The sequence below is a fragment of the Erwinia psidii genome (genome assembly GCF_003846135.1).
In the GTDB taxonomy this organism is placed as follows: Bacteria; Pseudomonadota; Gammaproteobacteria; order Enterobacterales; family Enterobacteriaceae; genus Erwinia; species Erwinia psidii.
The window spans coordinates 244,926-270,859 of the sequence record NZ_RHHM01000004.1 but is presented as its reverse complement, the minus strand read 5'-3'; the positions used below and the strand labels follow the sequence as shown (position 1 = coordinate 270,859).

Below are 25,934 nucleotides of genomic sequence, written 5' to 3'. Positions count from 1 at the left end.
ATCAGAAATAGTTTGTGCGATAGAGTGCAACAGACAAAAATGCGCGATTAAGCAGCATCTTTGGCGTCGCGAACGGCTGCCAGAGTACGAACCAGTTTGCCTGCAGCGGCTTCTTTCATGGTCGACATCAGACGTGCCAGCGCTTCTTCGTAAGTCGGCAGCGTTGCCAGACGGTCAATATTGGCCGCACTGATCAGCTCACCTTCAAAGGCCGCAGCTTTGACCTCAAATTTTGCATTCGCTTTCGCGAACTCTTTGAACAGACGAGCAGCAGCGCCCGGGTGTTCCATAGAGTATGCAATCAGGGTCGGACCAACAAACGTGTCTTTCAGGATCTCAAACTGAGTTCCTTCAACGACGCGGCGCAGCAGGGTGTTACGAACAACACGCATGTATACGCCAGCTTCACGACCTGCTTTACGCAGTTCAGTCATTTTATCTACGGTTACACCACGGGAATCCGCAACTACCGCAGACAGCGCGCCTTTGGCTACTTCGCTGACTTCAGCAACAATCGCTTGTTTGTCTTGAAGATTTAATGCCATTAGCTTTTGCTCCTGGATTTTGGCCGGAGATGAATTTCCCCGGAACTCACTTCACCTGACCCCGGTTGCCCGGCGCAGGCGCTAAACACGGTGAGCAGAATCCAGCAAAGACTATAAAAATATTCTTCAGGTTCTGTCACCGTCTACGCAGGAAATTAAGTCCATACCCTTCATCTTTCGAGTCACAGCGGCGTTGGCTGCCCTCTTTCACCCCGGTCACTTACTCATGTAAGCTCCCGGGGATTCACTCGGTTGCCGCCTTACTGCAACACGAAACCTTGTGGGTATGTATATGACACCTGCGGTCTTGGACGGAGGCCTGGATAAGGCCAGGCTCCAACCGGATTCTTCGTCATTCGCTCTGATAATGCGTTGGCTGCCCTCGTTCGCAGCAGTCACATAGCAAACTATGTTCCTGCCGACTCGCTCAGTTGCCGCCTTGTCTCAGACCGACTGCCTCGAATCGTAATTTGTCATTCGCTCTGATAATGCGTTGGCTGCCCTCGTTCGCAGCAGTCACATAGCAAACTATGTTCCTGCCGACTCGCTCAGTTGCCGCCTTGTCTCAGACCGACTGCCTCGAATCGTAATTTGTCATTCGTACCGCGACGCGGCGGCACAACTGACTTAAATAGGGGTTCTGTATAATTACAGAACAACGGGCGAAAGATTCTAGTCGAAACTTTTGCCCGGGTAAAGCAGATTAGTTAGCCACTGCGCTCAGGCCAGCCTGATCAACTGCCACGCCTGCACCCTGAGTTGTAGAAATGCTAACTTTCTTGATGTATACACCTTTCGCCTGAGAAGGTTTCGCTTTTTTCAGCGCAACCAGCAGGGACTCAAGGTTTTCTTTCAGTTTATCTGAATCGAAATCAACCTTACCAATGGTGGTATGGATGATACCGTTTTTGTCATTGCGGTAACGAACCTGACCTGCTTTAGCATTCTTAACGGCTTCAGCAACGTTAGGGGTTACGGTACCTACTTTCGGGTTTGGCATCAGACCACGTGGGCCCAGAACCTGGCCTAACTGGCCAACAACGCGCATGGCATCAGGAGATGCGATAACCACGTCGAAGTTCATTTCGCCTTTTTTGATCTGGTCAGCCAGATCTTCCATACCTACCAGCTCAGCGCCGGCTGCTTTAGCAGCTTCAGCATTAGCACCCTGGGTAAATACGGCAACGCGAACGGAACGACCGGTGCCGTGTGGCAGTACAGTTGCACCACGCACGTTCTGGTCAGATTTACGGGCATCAATCCCTAAGTTTACCGCTACGTCAACGCTTTCTACAAACTTGGCAGTAGCCAGTTCTTTCAGCAGAGCAACAGCTTCGTTGATGTCATACTGTTTAGTTGAATCAACTTTGTCACGGATCACGCGCATGCGCTTGGTCAGCTTAGCCATTTCTTAGTCCTCTACTACCAGGCCCATGGAACGAGCAGTACCTTCAATGGAGCGAGTCATCGCTTCCACATCAGCACCAGTCATGTCCGCAGCTTTGGTTTCTGCGATTTCACGTACCTGAGCACGAGATACTTTACCTACTTTGTCTTTGTTCGGCTTGCCGGACCCAGACTTAATACCAGCCGCTTTCTTCAGCAGTACTGCTGCCGGAGGGGTTTTGGTAACGAAGGTGAAAGAACGGTCAGAATAAACGGTAATAACAACCGGCGTTGGCAGACCTTTCTCAAGAGATTCTGTTTTGGCGTTAAACGCTTTACAGAATTCCATGATGTTAACGCCCTGCTGACCCAGTGCCGGACCAACCGGTGGACTTGGGTTTGCCATACCTGCTGCAACCTGCAGCTTGACGTAGGCTTGTACTTTCTTAGCCATGATAATTCCTCTGTTGGGTGCAAACGCTCTGGAAAGAGCTCCCCGTGATTAATATTTTACACGCCGGGATACCGCGTATAAAAACAAAAGGCGCGAAATTATATTGCAATTTCGCGCCTTTCGCAACCGCTATTCAACCACTGAAAAACGTGCTTCACCCTGCACAGACAGGTCGGTGGCTGATTATTAGCCTTTTTCCACCTGACCGAAATCCAGCTCAACCGGTGTTGCACGGCCAAAGATGGAAACGGAAACTTTCAGGCGGCTTTTCTCATAGTCAACTTCTTCCACCACACCGTTGAAGTCGGCAAACGGACCATCGCTGACGCGGACCAGTTCACCCGGTTCAAACAGGGTTTTCGGACGTGGCTTGTCGCCAGCAGACTGCAAGCGGTTCATGATCGCATCAACTTCTTTATCGCTGATCGGTGCCGGACGATCGGAAGTCCCACCAATGAAGCCCATGACGCGTGGTACGCTACGCACTAAGTGCCAGCTTGCATCGTTCATGACCATCTGGACCAGAACATAGCCTGGGAAAAACTTACGCTCGCTTTTACGACGCTGGCCACCACGGATCTCAACCACTTCTTCGGTTGGTACCATGACTTCACCAAAAAGTTCTTCCATGTTATGTAACTTGATATGCTCGCGTAGCGACTGGGCTACACGGCCTTCAAAACCGGAAAACGCCTGAACGACGTACCAGCGCTTCTTTGGAGCTTCAGACATCTCAGAACCTCAGGCCAGTAATAAACGATACCAGGCGGACCAGAATACCATCCAGTCCCCACAAAATCAGTGACATCACGGCAGTTACCGCGGCAACGATTAACGTGGTGTGCAACGTTTCCTGGCGAGTCGGCCAAATGACCTTACGAACTTCAGTGCGCGCTTCACGGGCAAATGCCAGCGTTGACTTGCCTTTTACGGTCAGTAGCGCAATGCCACCTGCTGCTGCAATCAGGATTACCACAGCCAGCGCACGCAATGGGAGGGTAATTTCACGATAAAAGTAGTTACCAACGATAGCCGCAATCAGCAGCACCGCAACAACCAGCCATTTTACCGCTTCCAGGCCGCGCCCACTTCCTTGAGCTTCGGTATTAGCACTCATAAACCAACCTGCCACAATAAATCAGAAACTATTTTGCCCCCAAAAATGTGGGCAACCGAACCGAATAATGCTTTCAGGCGAAACTCGGTATATCCCTCTGTCTTTCAAGCTACAACGCTTAATTTACCCCGAACACCTGGCAATTTACGCCCCTGGCGAACGTTCAGTTAGCATCATTCTGTCGCATGAAATTTGTCGGGTTTAACGCCGTGCAACAGAGCCTGTCTCAGCAATGATTATTATGGTTGAAAATCACTGATGAGCCAGGTTCTATGTTACAGCGTACAAAAAGGGCATCAAATGATGCCCTCTTCATGTGCGTCGCGTCAAATGTTATCAGCGATTAAGCGATAACTTTAGCAACAACGCCCGCGCCAACGGTACGGCCACCTTCGCGGATAGCGAAACGCAGACCGTCGTCCATCGCGATTGGGTGGATCAGGGTAACAACCATTTTGATGTTGTCGCCTGGCATGACCATCTCAACGCCTTCTGGCAGTTCGATGGTACCGGTCACGTCAGTGGTACGGAAGTAGAACTGAGGACGGTAGCCTTTGAAGAACGGAGTGTGACGGCCGCCTTCGTCTTTGGACAGAATATAAACTTCTGACTCGAACTGGGTGTGTGGCTTGATTGAACCTGGCTTGGCCAGAACCTGACCACGCTGGATATCTTCACGCTTGATACCGCGCAGCAGGATACCACAGTTCTCACCGGCACGGCCTTCGTCCAGCAGTTTGCGGAACATTTCAACACCGGTACAGGTTGATTTCGCCGTATCCTTGATACCAACGATTTCAACTTCTTCACCGACTTTCACGATGCCACGCTCAACACGACCGGTAACAACGGTACCACGACCGGAGATGGAGAACACGTCTTCGATTGGCAGCAGGAACGGCTTGTCAATTGCACGCTCTGGTTCCGGGATGTAGTTGTCCAGGTGGCCAGCCAGCTCGATGATTTTAGCTTCCCACTCTGCGTCACCTTCCAGTGCTTTCAGCGCGGAACCGTGAACGATTGGGGTATCGTCGCCCGGGAATTCGTACTGAGACAGCAGGTCACGTACTTCCATCTCAACCAGTTCCAGCAGCTCTTCGTCATCAACCATGTCACATTTGTTCAGGAACACGATGATGTAAGGAACGCCTACCTGACGACCCAGCAGGATGTGCTCACGGGTCTGCGGCATTGGGCCGTCAGTCGCAGCAACCACCAGGATCGCGCCGTCCATCTGGGCAGCACCGGTGATCATGTTTTTCACATAGTCGGCGTGGCCAGGGCAATCAACGTGCGCGTAGTGGCGTGTTGGAGTGTCATATTCAACGTGAGAGGTATTGATGGTGATACCACGCGCTTTTTCTTCCGGTGCGTTATCGATCTGGTCGAACGCACGAGCAGAACCGCCGTAGGTTTTAGCCAGAACGGTGGTGATAGCAGCAGTCAGGGTAGTTTTACCGTGGTCAACGTGGCCGATAGTACCAACGTTGACGTGCGGTTTGGAACGTTCAAATTTTTCTTTAGACATCGCTTGTCCCTCTAAGACACGGATAAATTGGTGATATCACCACATCAACCAGGCATTGCCTGAACTGTTGAATTTTAACGCACAGAGAAGAATCAGGGAGGGAGATGTAGAAGTGGTGCTGATACCCAGAGTCGAACTGGGGACCTCACCCTTACCAAGGGTGCGCTCTACCAACTGAGCCATATCAGCACGGCTTGGAGCGGGCAGCGGGAATCGAACCCGCATCATCAGCTTGGAAGGCTGAGGTAATAGCCATTATACGATGCCCGCATCCTGGAACTCGGCTACCTGTTCTGTCTGTAGCTTGTGAATAATAAGAGGAAACTCTTATTATTCGAGTCAACCCGCATACGCTTGATGACTCCGACTGGCGTAAGCACAGTCTAAAATCAATCTGTATTACTCACATTAGCAACACGGTATTGCCGCTGTGCTTTCACCCTTAACATCAAGGATGAAATGGTGGTAAAGGAAGGATTATTCGTCACTTCGTTCCTCACCTTTCGGGTCGTACTTCGCACGTTGTCTTGCGTTACGCGACTCGAACTTTCTTATTCATCCCCAGATGATTTATAGAAACCTTTCATCTGGTTCAACCTTAACCTCAAGATTGAGATGGTGGTGGGGGAAGGATTCGAACCTTCGAAGTCGATGACGGCAGATTTACAGTCTGCTCCCTTTGGCCGCTCGGGAACCCCACCAGGGGTACTTGATGGTGCCGGCTACCGGAATCGAACTGGTGACCTACTGATTACAAGTCAGTTGCTCTACCTACTGAGCTAAGCCGGCATCAAGTGACGCGCATTCTAGGAAGACCGGCCGCGTGATGCAACAAAAAAATTGCGATAAATGTTTTTATGCCTGTTATTTGTGCAATTACTCGCAAATTGTCGCCTTACATCCGTAATGGCGTTCAATTAATCACCATTCGTCCGTTTTTTTACCACGTTTTTTCTGTTATCACGGCGATTGAGCCAGTATCCCAAAGCGACATACGGTTACAGGAAGAGCAAGTTCTGCACCATTCCGATCGCCCCGCACGTTAATCGTGCATTTTTTCATCGATTACCACACCCTTCACCTGATGAAACGCTGCTATTTGTGAATTGGATGACTTATTGCTTCGCTTACGCCAAGCCATCAGAGGAAGACATCGCATGAAAATTGTCATGATCAATGCCGCCACGCTGACTGTTTACCGCAATGAACTGGCCACGCGGCTGTTGAACGCAGTGACCGGCGACACCGCTGATGGCGAAGGACAACGTATTTCCCAGCAGCAGACAGAACTCTTTTTCCACAGCCGGTGAACAGCATTGGCCACAGGAGAGCGAAAATTATGGATTGCCCGTCACAAACAAGGAGCAACGGGAAGCGTTCAGATGGAAATCTGTTTGCAACCCGAAGGAAGAAATCGGGCAGAGATTCAACAATTCATGGTTGTCGATGGTGCAAGGCGTCTGGGTAGAAAACTGATGGCGGCGGTTGAGGGGAAGCCATTAAATAGCCATTGCGAATAGTAGATCACTGGGTAACAAATGGTGATTGCTCCATTAATTCTGACGACAACTTTGCAGCGTTGATAGCACCGGCTTTCGTTGTGGAAAGCGCGCAATCCCTTGTGCCACAGGGCTTACGAAAGTGTAGCGGTATCAGGAGCCGTTATTTAATCTGCATCGCTCGCTTGTTTATCTCAATACACCCGCAGGGGGTGCTGCGGAGACGTTTTATCGCGCCCTGGGTTACCGTTGTCCTGGGGAATTACGCGACTTCTCCTGCATGCCGCAGGGGTATTCACACACGGTGGTGATTTACTATCAGCGGTTGCTGGCTGTTAATCAGGTTATCCGGGCGATTGCCAGCTCAACACGCCATAAATGTGGATACCATTCAGTTTGCACCCGCAGATATTATTTTTTCTTCTGGTTACAGCCCGTCTGATGGTACTCTCCTGCGCATTGTTTTCTGAAATTTTCCTTCGTTTGTGAGCCGGAAAGTCGGTTTTACCGTCTTCCCACGTAGTTATGCCACAACAGGTAAATTCTTGCTGGCAGAAGCATGCATATGAGTAAAGAGTCATTATTGACCACCCCCTATCTGGAATTTGACCGCACACAGTGGGCTGCATTGCGTGATTCCGTGCCAATGACCCTCAATGAAGAAGAAATTGCCCGTCTTAAAGGCATTAACGAAGATTTGTCGATTGAAGAAGTGGCAGAAATCTATCTGCCGTTGTCCCGTCTGCTTAATTTTTATATCAGCTCTAACTTACGCCGTCAGGCGGTACTGGAACAGTTTCTGGGCACCAACGGTCAAAAAATCCCTTATATCATCAGCATAGCAGGCAGCGTCGCCGTAGGTAAAAGCACCACGGCACGTGTTTTGCAGGCTCTGCTAAGCCGCTGGCCGGAGCATCGCCGCGTTGAGCTGATCACTACCGACGGTTTTCTGCACCCCAATGAGGTGTTGAAAGAGCGCGGGCTGATGAAGAAGAAAGGTTTCCCGCAGTCGTATGATATGCACCGGCTGGTGAATTTCGTTTCCGACCTGAAGTCGGGCGCCTCGCAGGTTACCGCACCGGTTTATTCGCACCTGATTTACGACGTCATTCCTGACGGCGATAAAGTGGTGCAGCAACCGGACATCCTGATTCTGGAAGGGTTGAACGTGCTGCAGAGCGGCATGGATTATCCCCATGACCCACATCACGTCTTTGTGTCTGACTTCGTGGATTTCTCAATTTACGTCGATGCGCCGCAGGATCTGTTGCAACACTGGTACATCAACCGCTTCCTTAAATTCCGCCAGGGCGCGTTCACCGATCCTGATTCTTACTTTCATCACTACGCAGCCCTGCCAGAAGAAGAAGCCATCAAGATTGCCAGTCAGCTGTGGGATGAAATTAACCTCATGAATCTGGAAGAAAACATACTCCCAACCCGCGAGCGGGCCAGCCTGATTATGACCAAAAGCGTCAACCATGCTGTCGATCTGGTGAGATTAAGAAAATAGCCCTGGGCCATCGCATCAGACGGTGGCGCCTTTTTTCTTTCTGCGTGTGTCCAGCCAGACAGCGTAGGCTTCATCCCATATCGCTGCCGGCGTCGCCGCTTTTCCCAAACCAAAACCGTGTCCGCCACGGGTAATCTTAATCTGTTCCACCGGTACGCCCATTTTACGACAGGTGTCATGCATGATCTGACTGTTATGGGGATTGGAAACAAGGTCATCTTCCGCCTGCGCCAGAAACAAGGGCGGAAATTTCGGCGTAACATAATTTTCAACCGACCAGCCCGCCTCATCGGCTGGTGAGGGATTCTCACCCAGCAGCTCGAAATGCGTATTGGTGTGGGTATAAGGTGGCTCAAGCGTGATAACCGGATAGATCAGTGCCACACTTTCCACCAGCGGTTTAATCCGGTCGAGGGGATCCTGAGGTGGATAAGTGACAAAATCCGGGCGCGCTGCGACCATCCCCATCAGATGACCACCCGCAGAGAAACCGAGCAGGTGCAGGTCACGCTCCATAGAGCGCACCAACCTGATAGCCCGTTGCGCATCCTGAAAGGGTGCCAGCCTTCCTGCCCGCCATTTTTCTCGTGGCAAACGGTAACTCAACACGTAAACCGTATAGCCACGGGCATTCAGCCAGCGTGCCACAGGCCAGGCTTCCCCCCCCATGCCGATCCAGCGATAGCCGCCACCTGCGGCAATCAATACCGCCGAACCATTGGGGCTGGCTGGCTGAAAGCGTTGAATCGCCGGACTGACAATATTCGACCAGGAACCATTAGCGGAAACATGTAGGTTACCGCCTGGTCCGCCCCCCCCCGGAGGTTCGTCCTGCCAGAGAGGGATAATATCCTCGCGAGCAAACAGCCTTCCTGAGGACATCGCAAGTAGAGTAGCGCCGGTTCCAAGTATTAACCGACGACGACTAATCATCAGACATCTCTTTCCTCAGTGACCACCACCATTACACCGTCATGCCGCACACCGTTTTACAGCACGGCCTCAAAAAAGACGCAAGGTGAATACCAGATAACATCAGGTTAATGCAGGCAATCTGCCGGATTCTAATCAACATCACTGTTTTATCGGCATGAGGGTAAGATCTCTGCACCGCTTTTTATGCAATTTTCCTCTGTGCAGGCAAGAAAAAATCAGCACAGAACAGGACAGGACAACCTGTCCGGCACGCCGGACAGGCGGGAAGAATTAGCTATGGGTGTATTTCTCGCGACGAGACATGCCGTCCAGATAGCCCATCACAAATGCCGACAGGACAAAGGTCAGGTGGATAATCACGTACCACAGCAACTTATTATCGGGAATATTCTTCGCATCCATAAATACCCGTAACAGATGAATGGAAGATATCGCCACAATGGATGCTGCCACTTTGTTTTTCAACGAACTGGAGTCCATTTTGCCCAGCCAACTAAGCTTTTCTTTTTTCTCAGAGATATCCAGCCTGGAGACGAAATTTTCATAGCCGGAAAACATCACCATCACCAGCAGGCCACCAACCAGCGTCAGATCGATCATTGATAGCAGTACCAGTACCAAATCGTTCTCAGCCATGGCCAACACGTTTGGCAGCAAATGAACAGCTTCCTGGAAAAACTTGATCATTAACGCCAACAGCCCTATCGACAATCCAAGATAAACCGGTGCCAACAGCCAGCGCGAAGCATAAATAAGGTTTTCAGTGAAACGTTCCATAACATCCAGTCAACAATTTAGCAGGGCAGTCATTATACCTGATGAAATGTTAAATTTTGCATTACGCTGCGATATAAAGCGGCAATTTAACCCATTTCACCCTGCAACATTACCGCACAGACTTTGTTAATCGGCCCGGAGTCCGCATGACTCGCGATACTGGTTACGGTAGTCTTTTGGCGTAAGATTAAAGTGTTTTTTAAACACGCGCTGGAAACACTGCTGCGAGGAGAAACCGAGATCCATTGAAATAGTCATAATGGTCTTGCGTGAGCCAATCAGATTTTTTGCGGCCTCATCCATACGGCGGCAACGGATAAATGACCCCAGCGTAATGCCTTTTTTCTCTTTAAATACACGCTGAAGATGCCATTTTGAGTAACCAGATCGCGCGGCAACCGCTTCAATACTCAGGCCATCGTCCAGATGCTGTTCAATCCAGTCGATAATGACATCCACAATTTCCCCTTTCATTTACTCTCTCCTCCCAGCCCCCCGGCGTATCACGCCAGAGCTGTCACGATGTTGATTTTAAACATGCTGCGGTTTGTTGATCACCCGTTAATATGCAACTAATACCGTAACTTATCAAAATTTGTGAAACGCATGTTACAAAGAAGCTTAAAACAGTTCAAACAGATAATTTGAAACCGCACGCAGAGACAAACGCAGTAAAAGGACGTTTATGCCAGAACTTAATCAGGTGCGGATGTTGACCGCCATCGATAACACCCGCCGCGTTGCAGACATTGATCTTCGCGCGTAAAAACGTCACTTTAGCGGCTGATGGTTTACTGGTAACGGAATGAAGACGGAGCGCCTTGATGTCACTAACCCTTCTGCCCCAGCTGACCGACCTTCCCGCCAGTCAGTGGGATGCACTCACCCCTGACGATCAACCCTTTCTGCGCCACGCCTTTCTCAGCACCCTGGAGGAGAGCGGCTGTCTGAGCAGAGAGACAGGCTGGCAGCCGGAACATCTGCTGTGGATTGAGGATGGCAACGTTCATGCAGCACTGCCAGGCTACCGTAAATTCCATTCAAGGGGCGAGTACGTCTTTGATCATGGCTGGGCAGATGCCTGCCAGCGTGCCGGACTGCCTTATTATCCTAAATGGCTGGCTGCAGTGCCCTTCAGCCCGGTGACCGGTGCACGTTTACTGGGCGAAGCGCAAGCGGCAAAACAATTGTTGCAGGGCATTCCCGCGTTTTTAAAACAGCGTCAGTTGCACAGCGCGCATATCAATTTCGGTAATGCACAAACCGCCTCGTTGCTGGCAGAGGACCCCAACTGGCTACACCGCACCGGTTGTCAGTACCACTGGCACAATCCCGGCTACCGTGATTTCCAGGATTTCCTCGATTCGCTGATGTCACGCAAGCGTAAACAGATCCGCAAAGAACGTGAGCTGGTGAGCCGTCAGGGCGTTGAATTTGAGTGGCTGGCAGGCGATCAGCTAAGTGAATCTCAGTGGAACTTTGTCTATGACTGTTATGCCAACACTTACGCCGTGCGCGGTCAGTACCCTTATCTGACACGTCAGTTCTTCAGCCTGCTCAGTGAGAGAATGCCGCAGGCTATCCGTGTGGTGCTGGTAAGGCAAAACGGCCTTGCCGTCGCCATGGCTTTCAGCCTTGTGGACAGTCATACCCTTTATGGCCGGTACTGGGGATGTCTGGCAGACTTTAACCGGCTGCATTTTGAAACCTGCTTCTGGCAGGGAATGGATTACGCCATCAGTCACCGTCTGCAACGATTTGATGCCGGTGCTCAGGGCGAACACAAACTGGTACGCGGTTTTGAACCCACACTTACCCACTCCTGGCACTGCCTGCAACATCCGGGATTACAGGCTGCGGTAGCCGATTTTCTGCAACAGGAACGGGAAGGGGTGCGCGCCTGGGCAGAAGACGCACGGCAGGCCCTTCCCTTCCGGCGCGGTGATTAATCCTCCCCGACAAAACCGCCGGTCTGGTGACGCCACAAACGGGCATAAAGCCCACCTTTCGCCAGCAGCTCCGCGTGACTGCCTGTTTCGGCGATTTTTCCCTGTTGCAGCACCACCAGACGGTCCATTTTGGCAATGGTCGATAAGCGGTGCGCGATGGCAATCACCGTTTTGCCGGACATAAGCGTTTCAAGGCTCTCCTGAATGGCCGCTTCCACTTCTGAATCCAGCGCTGATGTCGCTTCATCCATGATCAGAATGGGTGCATCTTTCAGCAGTACTCTGGCAATAGCAATACGCTGTCGCTGTCCTCCCGACAGCTTCACGCCCCGCTCACCAACGTGGGCATCAAGGCCATAGCGCCCCTCAGAATCGGAAAGCCCCGGAATAAATTCATCGGCCCTGGCACGATGGATTGCCTGTTGCAGTTCCTCACTGGTGGCGTCAGGACGACCATACAGCAGGTTGTCACGAATTGAGCGATGTAGCAGCGACGTATCCTGGGTGATCATGCCAATCTGCGCCCGCAGGCTTTCCTGACTGACATGGGCGATATCCTGCCCGTCAATGACAATACGTCCTCCGTTCAGGTCGTAGAGGCGTAGCAACAAATTCACCAGCGTGGATTTTCCTGCGCCCGATGGCCCAATCAGCCCGATTTTCTCACCGGCATTAATGGTCAGTTGCAGATTTTCAATGACCTGACGCTGCTGGTCATAGTTGAAATTCACCCCGTCATAACGAATTTCACCGTGGCAGACTTTCAGCTCGGTGGCCTGTGGTTTATCGGTCACCGCAACCGGCTGGGCGATGGTTTTCAGCCCATCCTGAACCATGCCAATATTTTCGAAAATGCCATTCACTACCCACATAATCCAGCCGGACATGTTGACGATGCGGATCACCAGGCCCGTTGCCAGCGCAATAGCTCCAACGCTTATCAGCGACTGTGTCCACAGCCACAGCGCCAGCCCGGTAGTGGATACAATCAGCATGCCGTTAAGGGTGGTGATCGCCACGTCCATACTGGTGACCATACGCCCCTGCTCACGGGTTCTGTCAGTCTGCTCACTTATTGCCTTACGCGCGTAGGAACGCTCCAGATCGCTGTGTGCAAACAGTTTGAGCGTGACAATGTTGGTATAGCCATCGACGATAGTGCCCATCAGTTTCGAGCGGGACTCCGATGAAGCGACAGATCGGGATTTTACCCTCGGCACAAAGTAGCTCAGGCTGAGGATATAACCCAGAATCCATAGCAGCAATGGGATCATCAGCCGCCAGTCAGCTTCAGCAAACAGCACCAATGAGGTAATGGCATAAATCAGTACATGCCACAGCGCATCCACGGCCTGTACCGCTGAATCACGGAGGGCATTGCCGGTTTGCATGATGCGCTGAGCGATACGTCCGGCAAAGTCGTTCTGGAAAAAATTCAGGCTTTGCCTGAGGACATAATTGTGGTTCTGCCAGCGGATCATACTGGTCATACCGGGATTAATGGTCTGGTGTACCAGCAAGTCATGCAGCCCGATAAAGATGGGACGTAACAGCAAGGCCACCACAGCCATCCAGATCAGCTCAGTGGCATGTTGACTGAAAAAACGTTCAGACGACGTGCTGTTTACCATATCGATAATAGTGCTCAGGTAACGGAACATCGCCACTTCAATCAGTGAGGCGATCAGCCCGACCACCAGCAACATGGCGAAACTTTGCCACACCTGACGTAAATAGTAGACATAAAAAGCCCAGACACGATTTGGCGGGGTATTGCCGGGCGCATCCCGGAAAATATCGATAAGTCGTTCAAAGCGTCGATACAGCATGACAGGCTCACTTTTCTTGCTAAAAGAACGGATCTTAGTGCATTTTCATCCGCACCTGCGACAGTGTGTCGCAAATGATCCGGGTGAATCTCTTTTTACGGTTAATTCGATATGTTATAACGTATCAAAATAAAACAACCCGTTTCACAGGAGAAAAGGATGTTAAGAAAGGTATCTGCCGCTGTTCTGGGTATCACCATCGGCCTCACCAGCGCCACGTCATTCGCTCATGGCGCCCACAATCATGGCGCACCGCTGTCTGAAACAGAACGCCAGGCCAGTGAAGGGATCTTTGACGATATTAATGTTAAAAACCGCCAGTTAAGCGACTGGGACGGCCTCTGGCAATCACTCAACCCTTATCTGCTGAGAGGCGATCTGGATCCCGTATTGCAACAGAAAGCCAAAAAAGGAGAAAAAACGCTGGAGGAGTACCGCGCCTACTACAGGAAAGGATATGCAACGGATGTGGATATGATTGGCATTGAAAATAATGTGATCGAATTCCACCGGGGCGATAAGGTCAGCGCCTGCCATTATGACTACGTTGGATACAAAATTCTGACCTATGTGTCTGGCAAAAAAGGCGTACGTTATCTGTTTGAATGCCGGGATAAACCGTCGTTGGCTCCTGCTTATGTGCAGTTCAGCGATCACATCATCGCGCCACGCAGGTCCTCGCATTTTCACATCTTTTTTGGCAACACGTCACAGCAGGCTTTACTGAGCGAGATGGACAACTGGCCAACATTCTATCCCTGGACACTGAATAAAGAGCAAATCGTGGAAGAAATGCTGCATCACTGAGTTCAGTTTGTCTTATCCAGAGAGACTGTTGATTAAAAAGCGCTGACATCCGGGCCTGAGCGGCGTCGGCGTTATTTCTTCTCTGGCTCTACCACCACATTTTGTGCCGTATTTGGCACGTTGTTTGAGACCGGGTGCGTCTTCAGGGATGATCATGCTGATATCGCTCAATGGGCAGACATGCGCCAGCGCGCGATAGCCAATTTTGCTGCTGTCGGCCAGCACGACTGTTTTATCCGCACGCTTAACGGGCAGAAAAAGCCCGGCGTCATCACCCAATACAAGGTTGAAAATGAAAAAAAGACTGGTCATTTTATTGCACGGTGTCGGCAGTAATGGTGAGGATTTGGCGAATCTGGGAACCTACTGGGCCACGGGTATGCCTGGTCTTGGCGTTGCCAGCCCGAATGCCCCTTTTCACTTTGAACACGGCGCTGGCTGGCAATGGTTCAGCCTGACGGACATCACCCCGGAAAACCGCCCGGAGCGGGTTGTACAGGCCCGTGATGCCTTTGACGCCGTGATCAATGCCACCCTCGCACGACACCAGATGCAGCACCAACTGGACCATGTGATACTGGCTGGCTTTTCGCAGGGAGCGATAATGGCACTGGATGCACTGGTTTCTGGCCGGTGGCCGGTGGCCGGCGTGGTGGCGTTCTCCGGCAGGCTTGCCTCACCCCCTCCTTATAATGCGGTGAAAGACACGCCGGTACTGCTGATCCACGGCAGGGCTGATGATGTTATCCCCTGTGCAGAAAGCGAAACGGCTGCGGCAACACTGCGGGAACTGGGTATCAGGGTCAGCAGCCACTTTGAGCCTGACACCGGGCACACTATCTCCGCACAGGGTGCTGCTGATGCTGCCGCCTTTATCGCCAGCTGCCTGTCTGAATGAACCGTCAGCACGGCGCTACTGATATTCTTCAAGCTGCGGAGGTTCTCCCATCGGCAGCATAATCACAAAACGTGCGCCACCTTCCGGGCGATTCTCGGCATAAATTTTTCCGTCATGAATAGCGACGATCGCCTGGCAAATAGCCAGTCCCAGTCCCACACCGGGTACGGCAGACTCTTTGTTGCCACGGGAAAACTTCTCAAAAATGTGTTCTGTCTGACCATCAGCAATACCCGGACCATTATCCCACACGGTAATCGCCAGCCACTGTCGGGATGTCATGCGGGCGCTGATACCAATCACTGCCTGTGACCCGGCGTATTTCAGCGCGTTCTCCACCAGGTTGGTCAGCACCCGTTCCATCAGCGGCCCGTCGACGTGGATCAGCAACATCTCCGATGGCAGATCCAGCTTAAGGTTGCGGCCTTCCAGTGAGGACGCCATCATTTTCAGCGTGCTGCCAATCAGCTCATCCAGCGCCATCCATTCCGCCCGCAAACTGAAGCCGCCGGACTGTAAGCGAGCCATATCCAACAAATTGTTCACCAGCCGGATGGTATTGAGGGTTTGTTCACGCATCGCACTGGCCTGGGTCGCATGTTTTGAACCTTCGCTGGCCAGATCCAACGTCAGGATCTCGGCCTGGCCAAACAGCACGGTCAGCGGTGTACGTAAGTCATGCGACAACGCGGAAAGCAATGCGTTACGCAACTGTTCACGCTCGGCAGCCAGACGGGAAACCGCCTCGCGCTGACTCAGGGCAACCCGCTCGAGCGCGTTGGCGATCAGCACGGTGAACGTTTCCAAAAGCCGCTGTTGCTCCGGGATCATCAGCTGCCGCAAATTTAACGGCTCCAGCACCAACAGGCCCAGCGTTTCGCTACCGGCTTTCAGCGGCAGGATCTGCCAGGGCACGCCGGGGAGCGTATCGGTCCCGGCGCCGGCAGGCTGGCCTTTATCAAAGCTCCAGCGGGCAATCGCCCGGTCAGGCAACACGCTAAGGCGGGACTCGCCTACGGTGGTCAGTTCGCCCTCACCATCGGGCAACAGCAATTCACTTCTTGCCTGCAAAGTGGCATCCAGACTTCGCGGCAGGGTCTGGGCAATGTCCTGCTGGCTCAGCGCCCGACTGAGGGTTTTTGCCATTTCATATAAATGCCTCGCCCGCTGCTCGCGGTAACGCGCAACCCGCGCCTGGTAACGTACCCCGGCGGTCAGATTACCGACAATCACACCAACCGCCAGCATTACGCCAAAGGTCACCAGATACTGCACATCAGACACGGCGATGGTGCCGGTAGGGGTGACAAAGAAAAGGTCAAAGGCGACGATATTAAGCGCCGTTGCCACCACTGATGGCCAGCGACCATAGCGCAGCGCCACCACCACCACCGCCAGCAGGTAGACCATCACCAGATTGACAGAATCCACGCCGGGCAGCAGCCAGCGCCCGGCCAGGGTCACTAATGAACAGAGTACCAGCGCCGCCGCACTGCCTTTCAGCTGTGGCCGCCATTTTTCACCCGGCGTGCGGGTAACAGAAGGCTGGCTGGCAGGGGCGGAAAGCCGCTCATCCAGGGCGACGATCACCAGGTCAAGATCGGGACCAAGCTGCCCCAGCCGTCGGGCGAAGCCATCATGTTTCCAGCGGCGCACCGGGCGGCGTCCGATAACAATTTTGCCCAGATTATGTTCGCGGGCGTAGCGCAATACCGCGTCGGCTTCGCGGGGATCGGACAGTGTGGCGGTTTCTGCCCCCAGATCCTGGGCCATTTGCAACGTTCGCAGAATACCGCGCCGCCGTGCTTCTGACAGGCGGTGCAGCCTGGGCGTTTCGACATAAACCGCGTGCCAAACGCTGTCGAGACGGGCAGCGAGGCGGGCAGCGGTTCTTACCAGCTTTTCACTGCCGCTGTTATCGCCAATGCACAGCAAAATCGCATCGCGCGTGTGCCAGACCTTTTCGCGTCCCTGGCTGTCCCGCCAGGCGCGCATCTGAACATCAACGCGATCGGCGGTACGACGCAGCGCCAGTTCACGCAGGGCAAAAAGATTGCCTTTACGAAAGAAATTTTCAATGGCGCGTTCGGCACGGTCGCCAATGTACACTTTACCCTCTTTCAGACGCTGACGGAGATCGTCGGCAGGCAGGTCAACCAGCACCACCTCATCAGCGGCATCAAAAAAAGGATCGGGCACGGTTTCCCGCACGCGGATCCCGGTCACGCCACCGACCACATCGTTAAGGCTTTCCAGGTGCTGAACGTTGACAGTCGTCATCACATTGATCCCCGCGTCCAGCAATTCCTGAATATCCTGCCAGCGCTTGGGATGACGTGAACCGGGCGCGTTACTGTGCGCCAGTTCATCCATCAGGATCACCGCCGGATGGCGGGCCAGCGCCGCGTCCAGATCAAACTCCTGGTGGCGATGCGGCCCTGTTGCCCGCCTGGGCAATACGGTGAGCCCCTTCAGCAGGGCGGCCGTTTCTTCACGTCCGTGGGTTTCCACAATACCGGCCAGCACCTCAAGCCCCTGCGCACGCAAACGTCGGGCTTCCTGCAACATCGCCCAGGTTTTCCCCACCCCGGCACAGGCACCAAAATAGATTTTTAGCTTACCCCGACCGCTTTCATTAGCCTGTTGCAGAAGGGCGTCCGGGTCGGGACGCGGGAGTTGATCATTCATTGGCAAGCATTCATCCTTCACGTCTGGACTGGAGGCGCGCACAGGAAAATCGGCGTACAGCATGATTCTGAACACAACCGGGCAGAAAGTCAGCAAATCACCTGTCGGCTGTTTATCAATGCGGTACGGATGGCACACCGCCCACCCGTTACGCCAGCCTATCGCAACGCATCAAGCGCCATATTCAACTTCAGCACGTTCACCGCGGGTTCACCAATAAAGTCCGGCACCGGGATGACGGTATTTTCAGCAATTAACCTTTCCACTTCAGCCACCGGCAGCTTGCGGGCTTCAGCCACGCGAGCCGCCTGCCATAACGCTGCCTCAGGTGAAATCTGCGGATCAAGGCCGCTGCCGGAAGCGGTCACCAGCGCCACCGGCACGGCGCTGGTGGCCTGCGGATTGGCTTTACGCAGTGCCGCCACCCGCGAACTCACCGCCTGATCCAACGCCGGGTTGCTACCGCCCAGATTGCTGCCGCCTGATGCCAGTGGATTGTAAGGCGCGTCGCCGGTTGCGGAGGGTCTTCCCTGAAAATAACCGGCATGGGTAAAGTTCTGTCCAATCAACGACGAGCCGCGCGGCTTGCCGCCGATCTCCAGTAGTGAACCGTGCGCCTGCGCCGGAAACCACCATTGCGCCAACATGGTAGTCAGTAAAGGATAAAGCAGACCGGTAATGACTGACAGCAACAACAGCAAAATCACTGCGGGACGTAACTGACTCATGATGTTTTCCTCAGAACCAACCGGTAACGGTCAGCAACATATCGATAACCTTGATCCCGGCGAACGGCACCAGCAGACCCCCAAATCCGTAAATCCACAGGTTACGTCGCAACAGTGCCGCTGCACTCAGCGGGCGATAATTCACCCCCTTTAGCGCCAGAGGGATCAGGAACACAATCACCAGCGCATTAAAAATGACTGCGGATAAAATGGCGGAATCAGGCGAATGCAGGCGCATGACGTTCAGCGCGTTGAGCTGCGGATAGGTCACGGCAAAAGCTGCCGGAATAATGGCAAAGTACTTCGCCACGTCGTTGGCAATACTGAAGGTGGTCAGCGAGCCGCGCGTCATCAACATCTGTTTACCAATGTGCACCACTTCCAGCAGTTTGGTGGGGTTAGAGTCCAGGTCGACCATGTTACCCGCCTCTTTTGCCGCCTGCGTCCCGGAATTCATCGCTACCGCCACGTCGGCCTGCGCCAGCGCGGGAGCATCGTTGGTACCGTCGCCGGTCATCGCCACCAGCCGCCCTTCCGCCTGATACTGGCGGATCAGCGCCAGCTTGGCCTCCGGCGTCGCCTCGGAGAGAAAATCATCAACGCCTGCTTCAGCGGCGATAGCGGCAGCCGTCAGTGGGTTGTCCCCGGTGATCATAATGGTTTTGATGCCCATCTTGCGCAATTCGGCAAAGCGCTCTTTGATCCCACCTTTGACGATATCTTTCAGCGCCACCACCCCCATTACTTTGGCGCCTTCACAGACCACCAGCGGTGTACCACCTGCCCGTGCCACCTGATCCACCAGTTGATTTACCTGGGTGGGGAACTGGCCGCCGTTGCTGTCGATATGACGGCGAACCGCGTCTGACGCCCCTTTGCGGATCACCCGCTCCTGCACATTTACGCCGCTCATTCGGGTTTGCGCTGAGAACGGGATAAAGGTTGCCCCCATGCTGTTCAGGTCACGTTCACGCAGGTTAAATTTCTGCTTCGCCAGCACCACGATGCTTCGCCCTTCCGGGGTTTCATCAGCCAGCGAGGCCAGCTGTGCCGCATCGGCCAGTTGCTCCTCACTGACGCCCGGTGCCGACAGAAACTGGGTTGCCTGGCGGTTACCCAGCGTAATGGTGCCGGTTTTATCCAGCATCAGCACGTCCACATCCCCGGCGGCTTCCACCGCGCGACCACTGGTGGCGATCACGTTCGCACCGAGCATCCGGCTCATCCCGGCGACGCCGATGGCGGAGAGCAGGCCACCGATAGTGGTCGGGATCAGACACACCAACAAGGCTACCAGCACCGTAATGCTGACCGCATGCCCCCCCCATGCTGAGAACGGCCAGAGGGTGGCGGTTGCCAGCAGGAAGACAATCGTCAGCGCCACCAACAGAATGGTCAGGGCAATCTCGTTTGGCGTTTTACGACGTTTGGCCCCCTCAACCATGGCAATCATCCGATCAAGGAAGGTTTCACCGGGGTTGACGCTGCACTGAACAACCAGCCAGTCAGAAAGAAGCCGCGTGCCCCCTGTTACCGAGGCAAAGTCACCGCCGGACTCACGGATAACCGGGGCAGACTCGCCGGTGATGGCACTTTCGTCCACCGATGCGCCGCCCTCCAGTACTTCGCCATCGCAGGGAATGATGTCACCGGCTTCCACCAGTACCACATCACCTTTGCGCAATGAATCAGCCGCCACCTGCTGGTGTGAACTGCCATACTGTGGTGCATTCATCTTTTTGGCATAGCTGGTTTTCTGCACGCCTTTCAGGCTGTTGGCCTGCGCTTTACTCCGTCCTTCTGCCAACGCCTCGGCAAAGTTGGCAAACAGCACGGTGGCCCACAGCCACAGCGAAATGGCAGCGGTAAAACCGGCACTACCGGAGGTTTTACCCATCACCATAGAGAGGGCCAGCAGCGTGGTCAGAACGCTACCCAACCACACCACAAACATCACCGGGTTTTGATACTGTACGCGGGGGCTGAGTTTTTTCAGCGCATCGCTGGCGGCGGTGCGCATTAACGCACCGTCAAACAGCGCCTGTTGATTACGACTCATGATTCTTTTCTCCGGCGATTAATGACCGAACATGTGCAGATGTTCTGCCACCGGCCCAAGGGCCAGAGCAGGAATGAATGTCAACGCACCCACCAGCAGTACGGTGCCAATCAGCAGCGCAATAAACAGCACGCCATGCGTGGGTAAGGTGCCACTGCTTACCGGCTGAATGTTTTTCACCGCCAGCGAACCGGCAATCGCCATCACCGGAATAATGATGCCGACGCGACCCACTAACATGCAGAAAGCCAGCAGCAGGTTCCAGAACGGCGTGTTGGCACTCAAACCGGCAAAGGCGCTGCCATTGTTGTTGGCGGCAGAGGAAACGGCGTAAAGCACTTCGCTAAAACCGTGAATACCCGGATTAGCCATTGCGCCGCGACCGGCATCGGTCATCATCGCCAGCGCGGTCCCCAGCAACACCAGTGCTGGCGTGACGAGGATCGCAAGGGCGGTCATTTTCATTTCCCATACGTCAATTTTTTTACCGAGATACTCCGGCGTGCGGCCAATCATCAGTCCGGCAATAAATACTGCCAGCAGTACAAACAGCAACATGCCGTATAAACCTGCGCCCACACCGCCAAACACCACTTCACCAATCTGCATCAACCACATCGGCACCATGCCGCCCAGTGCGGTAAAGGAATCATGCATGGCGTTAACCGCACCGCATGACGCCGCCGTGGTGATCACCGCAAACAGGCTGGAGTTCAGAATGCCAAAACGTGTCTCTTTTCCTTCCATGTTGCCGGTGCCGTCTGCTCCCAGCGCAAGGAAATGAGGATTGCCTTTCAGCTCGGCCCACATCACCAGAGCGACTGCGGCGATAAACATCAGTGACATCGCCCACAATAATGCGTGGCCCTGGCGACGGTCTTTTACCACGTCACCAAAGGCGAAGCACAGTGCGGCCGGGATCAGAAAGATGGCCAGCATTTGTACAACATTGCTGAGTGCGGTCGGGTTCTCATAGGGATGCGCCGAGTTGACGTTAAAGAAACCGCCGCCGTTGGTGCCCAACATTTTGATCGCTTCCTGCGAGGCGACCGGCCCCATCGGCAACGTCTGCTTCACCCCTTCCAGCGTGTTTACATCGAGATAGCCAGAGAAGTTTTGCAGCGATCCCTGGCTGACAAAAAACAGCGCCATCACCAGCGAGAGCGGCAGCAGTACGTAGAGAGTGACGCGGGTCATATCACGCCAGGCATTGCCCAGAGTACCCAGTGAACGGTTGGCAAAACCCCGGATCAGGGCAAATGCCACGGCGATACCGGTCGCCGCAGAGAGGAAGTTCTGTACCGTTAATCCGACCATCTGACTGAAATAGCTCAGGGTGCTTTCCCCGGCATAGGACTGCCAGTTGGTATTGGTGACAAAGCTAATCGCCGTGTTCAATGCCAGATGCCAGCTCAGGCCGGGAAAGTGTTGAGGGTTAAGCGGCAGGTTGCCCTGAACCATCAGCATCACCATTAGCAGAACGATGCCACCAAGGTTAAACAGCAGAATTGCCAGCAGATAACGACGCCAGTCCATCGGCTGGCTCTTTACGCCGCTGACGCGCCAGAGCAGACGCTCAAAACCTGCCACAGCGGGCAGAGGTCGGTCGTCAATCAGGCGGGCCAGTCCGCTGCCAAGGGGTTTGGCAAGCATTAACAGGATCGCCATGTAACAGGCAATTAGCATAAATGCGGAAGCGGCCATCAGAATGCCTCCGCATTGATCAGGGCATATACCAGATAGCCCAACAGCAGAAACACCAGCACAATGCCGGCAATTAAGGCCATGCTCACAACACACCTCCGGGACGCTTAAGGATGCGCATATTGTTATCAGCGGGGTGCAAAGTTGATGTAAAAAAACTAAGGACGGATGTAAAAAAAATATAAAAATCGGGGAGAAAGGGGGTAAGCCGGCCGCGCGATTTGAGCGTCGTCACGCAGCCAGTAGTGGAAATTAACTCAGGTAGTCAGCAGCGCGTATAAAGCGTCTAAATCGCGTGCGACTGATTCCACATCATGGGCGAACTTTTCATCGGACATGAGTGGCTGACGAAAGACAGTGATTAACACTTCTGCCCCATGTTCATTGGGAATAACCCGCATGGGCATATAGATTTCTCTGCCTGAACCACTGACAATATAGTGGTCCATCACGCCATAGGGATTGTGGTCGGTAAAACGGATTTTTATGGTTTCATCGGGTTCGGTGGATTTCCAGTAGTTTCCGTCCTGAACAAGCGGGGACGTGCTCAGGCCGGCAGCCCATTTTGGGAAACAGTCGGGCTTCCAGATGGTTTCATACAGATCAACCCAGTTGCGGGGGATGGCAAGACTGACAGTTTTCGATGGCAGCACAGCAACTCCTGAGTTCTGGCAATAAAAGGATAATGTAACCACTGTGCTGCACAGATGCAAAGAGACGGCCAGCCGCCGTCAGGCACTTTTCAAATCAACTTTGGCAGTTTCAATATCATAGGCACCGTTAATACAGAGATCGATGGGATGAGGATGCCATTCAATCAGCCCACGGATCTCAAACAGTACGATGCCATTTTTCCCCAACACATCTTTATCACTCAACGGGCGAACCAGTAACGACTCAGGGATAATCCTGGACTCAAAACGAAGTAACGCCTTGCGAATGCTTTTCTCAATCACATTCCAGTTGTGATGGTTGGCATATTTCCCGGAAAAAGGCGCTATGCCATAATTTATTACTGAATCACAAACTGCGTTGTGACGGTGCTCATCCAGTCTGTCCTCGATATTGGTATTGTTCAGCAGATAGGAGATATCTTTTTGCACCACGGACCGCATGGTTCTGGCATCAAAATAAAATGCATCGAAGCTTTCTTGCTGTTTTTTTGGCTCATTGTCCAGTAGCCTTTCAAATAAGGTCGGTAGGAAATGTTGTTTTTTTTCCATTGCCTGCTCCATCACGCAAAGTTAACTTCTGTCATTTCCAGTAATGAGAACTCCCCGCGATCGGTGATAAGCACTTTTCTTCCCATGCCAATGGAGAAGAGATCGGATTGCTGTGACCATGTTGTAATCAGGCCCAGTTTCACATTCTGTTCAGCTTGTGGAGAGACAGGATAGCGCGCCGGAATATAGCCATAATAGGTTTCATTGTTGATTTTTATATGGGCAGGAGCCCAGGCGAGGTCCAACAAACGCGTTGGTTGCGGTACACTTATTTGCTGTATAATGGAAAATGGCACCTGACGATAGCCACCGGCACTGACAAACTCACAGGCTGGGCCGATTCTTCCATCGCTGTCCGCCATCCAGCTAAATGCTCCGGTCATTTCCCCCCCGCCACTACTTTCCGGCGCCAGCTCAAATGCCCTGAGCCGCAGTATGTCAGACTGCTGATGGTTTTTTTCTGTGTGTGCCTTATTCGCCTGTTGAAGTAATGTCATCCACTCAGGGGTGGCATCATCAAGTAATCCGGCGACGCGTTCTCCAGCAAGAACACTCTCCCTGACCAGCTCGCTGAAAACCAGATTTTTATACAGTTCCGCCTCTTTTGAGACCTTATCATCCATCAGTTCAATGGTCTGTAACTGCATGAGTGCTTTTTCCCACAGACCCTCAATGCAGTATAATTTGAAGAGCGTTTTACGCAGTTGAATATCTTCAGGCCGGGCTTTTACCCGCGACAGAACGTCGGAAAGTACATCATTCAGTGATGAAGATCGTAATACTTCAGTCAGCGATTGTATATCAGACATTTAATTTATCTTCCCTGCTTAATTAGTAAAGGCTGTCCAGCCCTGTTTTATATAAGTCATGAAAAACCAACTCCGGGACCTGTTTTTTCTCTCTCAATGAGATATTTTCTGGTGCCAGTGATTTCAGAATATCCACTTTTTCATCTTCAGGCAGCAGATCATCATAAGAATCCATCACATTCAACTCCTTCCAAACGGCGTCAAAAAGCGAAGGTTTATGAACAATGCACTCTGTCATTGTCCTGGTTCTCATCTCATCTCTGATAACATCAAAATAATGGTCTTCGTCAGAAAGCTTATTACTCCCCCCCGGCACTTCATCGAAAAAATCCCTGTTTTGCTCTCCCCATATCAGAAATTTTTTATACTCAACTTCCAGTTTTCTGAGAATATCAACTTCTGTTTCAGATGCCACTTCAGCATCGCTGAAATAACGAAGGTCGCCCGTGTAATGACCACCATTCGGCAGAATATCTTCCACCTCAGGTATAATTAAATCGTCTTTTCCCTTTTCAGAATGCACATTAAGCAAGCCTGGTAGCATCGCTTCATAATCAGCAGTTTCATCATCCAACTCAACCCTGAAAGCGAAATGCCCAAGCTGTAGAGAGGCACCAAAGAGCAGAGAATGCGTCTGCCCACGACTGATTTCACTGTCATTCACCAGGCAGACATAGTCTTCGCAATCATTGAGGATGACCAGGCCGCAAGCCGTGTTGTAAAAATAAACAGCATTATTCTCAACAGCCGGTTTATGAGGCCCGAATGTTCCCTGCTCCACGCTAAAACACGTCGCATTTTCAGCAGTGCTGGAAGCGTCGAGATGGCAAATTTGCTGTGTATCAGGCCAGATCATTAACAGTTGCATTGCTCAGCCACCAATAAAGACATCGCCAGAACCACTTACAATCAGAGCACCACAGCCAGTAGCATCGCCAATTCTCGCCGCACGATTACCGTTAATAAATACACTTCCCGAGCCATTAGCTACCGGGGCGATACCATGAAGCAGCGCGCAGGAAGCCGCACTTAGCCCAACGGCTGCTGCGGATATTCCATTGATAAACACGTTTTCAGAGCCGCTCATCAGCACCCCACAATGGCACGTAGTATCTCCCTTTTTGGCAGCATTTTGTGACATAGTTTCACCTCATTTCATTGAATAAATTAACCAGAAACGCCTCCGATGGAATGACCTGCTCTCCATCACTGCGGCTGCAGCCTCTGAGAAAAAACCGCAAATCAACCGATCAGTCGTCACCGTCCGGAGGCCCATCACTCCCTGTCGGGTCAGGAGTTTCGGTTGGCGTCTCCGTTGGCGTCTCCGTTGGTGTCTCCGTTGGCGTCTCCGTTGGTGTCTCCGTTGGCGTCTCCGTTGGTGTCTCCGTTGGTGTCTCCGTTGGTGTCTCCGTTGGCGTCTCCGTTGGTGTCTCCGTTGGCGTCTCCGTTGGTGTCTCCGTTGGCGTCTCCGTTGGCGTCTCCGTT

At 52.8% G+C, this 25,934-nt stretch carries 27 protein-coding genes, 4 tRNA genes and 1 other RNA gene; 5 read left to right on the top strand and 27 right to left on the bottom strand.

The genetic code is table 11. The annotated features are described in order from the left end of the window. Positions 1-47: 47 nt before the first annotated feature. From rplJ to EB241_RS07305, 11 genes are all read right to left on the bottom strand, one after another. Positions 48-545, bottom strand: coding sequence for a 50S ribosomal protein L10 (gene rplJ, locus EB241_RS07360; protein ID WP_124232544.1), 498 nt, complete (start codon positions 543-545; stop codon positions 48-50). Between the two features lie 703 nt (positions 546-1,248). After that, positions 1,249-1,953 (bottom strand): 50S ribosomal protein L1, encoded by a 705-nt coding sequence (gene rplA / locus EB241_RS07350; RefSeq protein ID WP_124232543.1) that lies wholly within the window; start codon positions 1,951-1,953, stop codon positions 1,249-1,251. A gap of 3 nt (positions 1,954-1,956) precedes the next feature. Further along, the gene (gene rplK / locus EB241_RS07345; RefSeq protein WP_034828899.1) at positions 1,957-2,385 is read right to left on the bottom strand and encodes a 50S ribosomal protein L11; all 429 of its coding nucleotides are present in this window, start codon (positions 2,383-2,385) and stop codon (positions 1,957-1,959) included. A gap of 186 nt (positions 2,386-2,571) precedes the next feature. Then, positions 2,572-3,117, bottom strand: a complete 546-nt coding sequence (gene nusG / locus EB241_RS07340; protein WP_124232542.1) for a transcription termination/antitermination protein NusG — start codon at positions 3,115-3,117, stop codon at positions 2,572-2,574. A gap of 1 nt (position 3,118) precedes the next feature. Continuing rightward, complete coding sequence (secE, locus tag EB241_RS07335) at positions 3,119-3,502, bottom strand: preprotein translocase subunit SecE (RefSeq protein WP_124232541.1); 384 nt, start codon at positions 3,500-3,502, stop codon at positions 3,119-3,121. Between the two features lie 343 nt (positions 3,503-3,845). Beyond that, positions 3,846-5,030, bottom strand: coding sequence for an elongation factor Tu (tuf, locus tag EB241_RS07330; protein WP_124232540.1), 1,185 nt, complete (start codon positions 5,028-5,030; stop codon positions 3,846-3,848). Positions 5,031-5,143: 113 nt separating this feature from the next. Continuing rightward, a tRNA-Thr gene (locus tag EB241_RS07325) sits at positions 5,144-5,219 on the bottom strand. 6 nt (positions 5,220-5,225) lie between these two features. Next, positions 5,226-5,300: transfer RNA gene (locus EB241_RS07320), tRNA-Gly, on the bottom strand. Between the two features lie 190 nt (positions 5,301-5,490). Continuing rightward, a non-coding RNA gene (locus EB241_RS07315) (RtT sRNA) lies at positions 5,491-5,606 on the bottom strand. Between the two features lie 40 nt (positions 5,607-5,646). Continuing rightward, positions 5,647-5,731 (bottom strand) — tRNA-Tyr (locus EB241_RS07310). Positions 5,732-5,743: 12 nt separating this feature from the next. Further along, a tRNA-Thr gene (locus EB241_RS07305) sits at positions 5,744-5,819 on the bottom strand. 368 nt (positions 5,820-6,187) lie between these two features. Between EB241_RS07305 and EB241_RS20895 the strand changes: the two genes are divergently transcribed. Continuing rightward, a complete protein-coding gene (locus EB241_RS20895) occupies positions 6,188-6,340 on the top strand; it encodes a hypothetical protein (RefSeq protein ID WP_158612396.1) in 153 nt (50 codons plus the stop codon). Positions 6,341-7,094: 754 nt separating this feature from the next. Continuing rightward, positions 7,095-8,042 (top strand): type I pantothenate kinase, encoded by a 948-nt coding sequence (coaA, locus tag EB241_RS07300; protein ID WP_124232539.1) that lies wholly within the window; start codon positions 7,095-7,097, stop codon positions 8,040-8,042. Positions 8,043-8,057: 15 nt separating this feature from the next. Here the strand turns inward: coaA and EB241_RS07295 are convergent, their stop codons facing one another. The 3 genes from EB241_RS07295 to EB241_RS07285 form a co-directional block, all read right to left on the bottom strand. Beyond that, the gene (locus EB241_RS07295) at positions 8,058-8,975 is read right to left on the bottom strand and encodes an alpha/beta hydrolase (protein WP_124232538.1); all 918 of its coding nucleotides are present in this window, start codon (positions 8,973-8,975) and stop codon (positions 8,058-8,060) included. Positions 8,976-9,248: 273 nt separating this feature from the next. Then, positions 9,249-9,755: a TIGR00645 family protein gene (locus EB241_RS07290; protein WP_124232537.1), complete on the bottom strand. Its 507-nt coding sequence runs from the start codon at positions 9,753-9,755 to the stop codon at positions 9,249-9,251. A gap of 126 nt (positions 9,756-9,881) precedes the next feature. Beyond that, positions 9,882-10,229, bottom strand: coding sequence for a helix-turn-helix domain-containing protein (locus tag EB241_RS07285; RefSeq protein WP_124232536.1), 348 nt, complete (start codon positions 10,227-10,229; stop codon positions 9,882-9,884). Between the two features lie 350 nt (positions 10,230-10,579). On the opposite strand from EB241_RS07285, the gene EB241_RS07280 reads away from it, so the two are divergent. Further along, positions 10,580-11,704, top strand: coding sequence for a GNAT family N-acetyltransferase (locus EB241_RS07280; protein ID WP_124232535.1), 1,125 nt, complete (start codon positions 10,580-10,582; stop codon positions 11,702-11,704). On the opposite strand, the gene EB241_RS07275 is transcribed toward EB241_RS07280, so the two are convergent. Next, positions 11,701-13,533 (bottom strand): ABC transporter ATP-binding protein, encoded by a 1,833-nt coding sequence (locus EB241_RS07275; protein ID WP_124232534.1) that lies wholly within the window; start codon positions 13,531-13,533, stop codon positions 11,701-11,703. The two genes, EB241_RS07280 and EB241_RS07275, sit on opposite strands and share 4 nt — an antisense overlap. A gap of 159 nt (positions 13,534-13,692) precedes the next feature. On the opposite strand from EB241_RS07275, the gene zinT reads away from it, so the two are divergent. Continuing rightward, on the top strand, positions 13,693-14,340 hold the full coding sequence (zinT, locus tag EB241_RS07270) for a metal-binding protein ZinT (RefSeq protein WP_124232533.1): 648 nt from the start codon (positions 13,693-13,695) through the stop codon (positions 14,338-14,340). 12 nt (positions 14,341-14,352) lie between these two features. Here zinT and EB241_RS21375 read toward each other — a convergent pair whose 3' ends face one another. After that, positions 14,353-14,652, bottom strand: coding sequence for a hypothetical protein (locus EB241_RS21375; protein WP_233592554.1), 300 nt, complete (start codon positions 14,650-14,652; stop codon positions 14,353-14,355). Here EB241_RS21375 and EB241_RS07260 point away from each other — a divergent pair. Next, a complete protein-coding gene (locus EB241_RS07260) occupies positions 14,633-15,238 on the top strand; it encodes an alpha/beta hydrolase (RefSeq protein ID WP_124232532.1) in 606 nt (201 codons plus the stop codon). The two genes, EB241_RS21375 and EB241_RS07260, sit on opposite strands and share 20 nt — an antisense overlap. Positions 15,239-15,253: 15 nt before the next feature. On the opposite strand, the gene kdpD is transcribed toward EB241_RS07260, so the two are convergent. The 11 genes from kdpD to EB241_RS20890 form a co-directional block, all read right to left on the bottom strand. After that, complete coding sequence (gene kdpD / locus EB241_RS07255; RefSeq protein ID WP_124232531.1) at positions 15,254-17,926, bottom strand: two-component system sensor histidine kinase KdpD; 2,673 nt, start codon at positions 17,924-17,926, stop codon at positions 15,254-15,256. Positions 17,927-18,084: 158 nt separating this feature from the next. Then, the gene (gene kdpC, locus EB241_RS07250) at positions 18,085-18,654 is read right to left on the bottom strand and encodes a potassium-transporting ATPase subunit KdpC (protein WP_124232530.1); all 570 of its coding nucleotides are present in this window, start codon (positions 18,652-18,654) and stop codon (positions 18,085-18,087) included. Positions 18,655-18,664: 10 nt separating this feature from the next. Continuing rightward, a complete protein-coding gene (gene kdpB / locus EB241_RS07245) occupies positions 18,665-20,713 on the bottom strand; it encodes a potassium-transporting ATPase subunit KdpB (protein ID WP_124232529.1) in 2,049 nt (682 codons plus the stop codon). Between the two features lie 18 nt (positions 20,714-20,731). Beyond that, entirely contained in the window at positions 20,732-22,417 is a 1,686-nt protein-coding gene (kdpA, locus tag EB241_RS07240) for a potassium-transporting ATPase subunit KdpA (RefSeq protein ID WP_124232528.1), read from the bottom strand. After that, on the bottom strand, positions 22,417-22,500 hold the full coding sequence (gene kdpF, locus EB241_RS07235; protein ID WP_071994970.1) for a K(+)-transporting ATPase subunit F: 84 nt from the start codon (positions 22,498-22,500) through the stop codon (positions 22,417-22,419). Before kdpF ends, kdpA begins: the two co-directional genes overlap by 1 nt. Positions 22,501-22,674: 174 nt before the next feature. Next, positions 22,675-23,070 carry a polyketide cyclase gene (locus EB241_RS07230; protein ID WP_124232526.1) on the bottom strand — a complete coding sequence of 132 codons (396 nt, stop codon included), beginning with the start codon at positions 23,068-23,070 and terminating at the stop codon, positions 22,675-22,677. Between the two features lie 78 nt (positions 23,071-23,148). Beyond that, entirely contained in the window at positions 23,149-23,640 is a 492-nt protein-coding gene (locus tag EB241_RS07225) for a type VI secretion system baseplate subunit TssE (protein WP_124232525.1), read from the bottom strand. Positions 23,641-23,651: 11 nt separating this feature from the next. After that, on the bottom strand, positions 23,652-24,449 hold the full coding sequence (locus tag EB241_RS07220) for a type VI secretion system accessory protein TagJ (protein WP_124232524.1): 798 nt from the start codon (positions 24,447-24,449) through the stop codon (positions 23,652-23,654). A 22-nt stretch (positions 24,450-24,471) separates the two neighbouring features. Next, positions 24,472-25,305, bottom strand: coding sequence for a TagK domain-containing protein (locus EB241_RS07215; protein ID WP_158612395.1), 834 nt, complete (start codon positions 25,303-25,305; stop codon positions 24,472-24,474). A gap of 15 nt (positions 25,306-25,320) precedes the next feature. After that, entirely contained in the window at positions 25,321-25,590 is a 270-nt protein-coding gene (locus EB241_RS07210) for a PAAR domain-containing protein (RefSeq protein WP_124232522.1), read from the bottom strand. 109 nt (positions 25,591-25,699) lie between these two features. Continuing rightward, positions 25,700-25,934, bottom strand: a 235-nt coding sequence (locus tag EB241_RS20890; RefSeq protein WP_199737322.1) for a hypothetical protein, incomplete at its 5' end; no start/stop codon positions are given.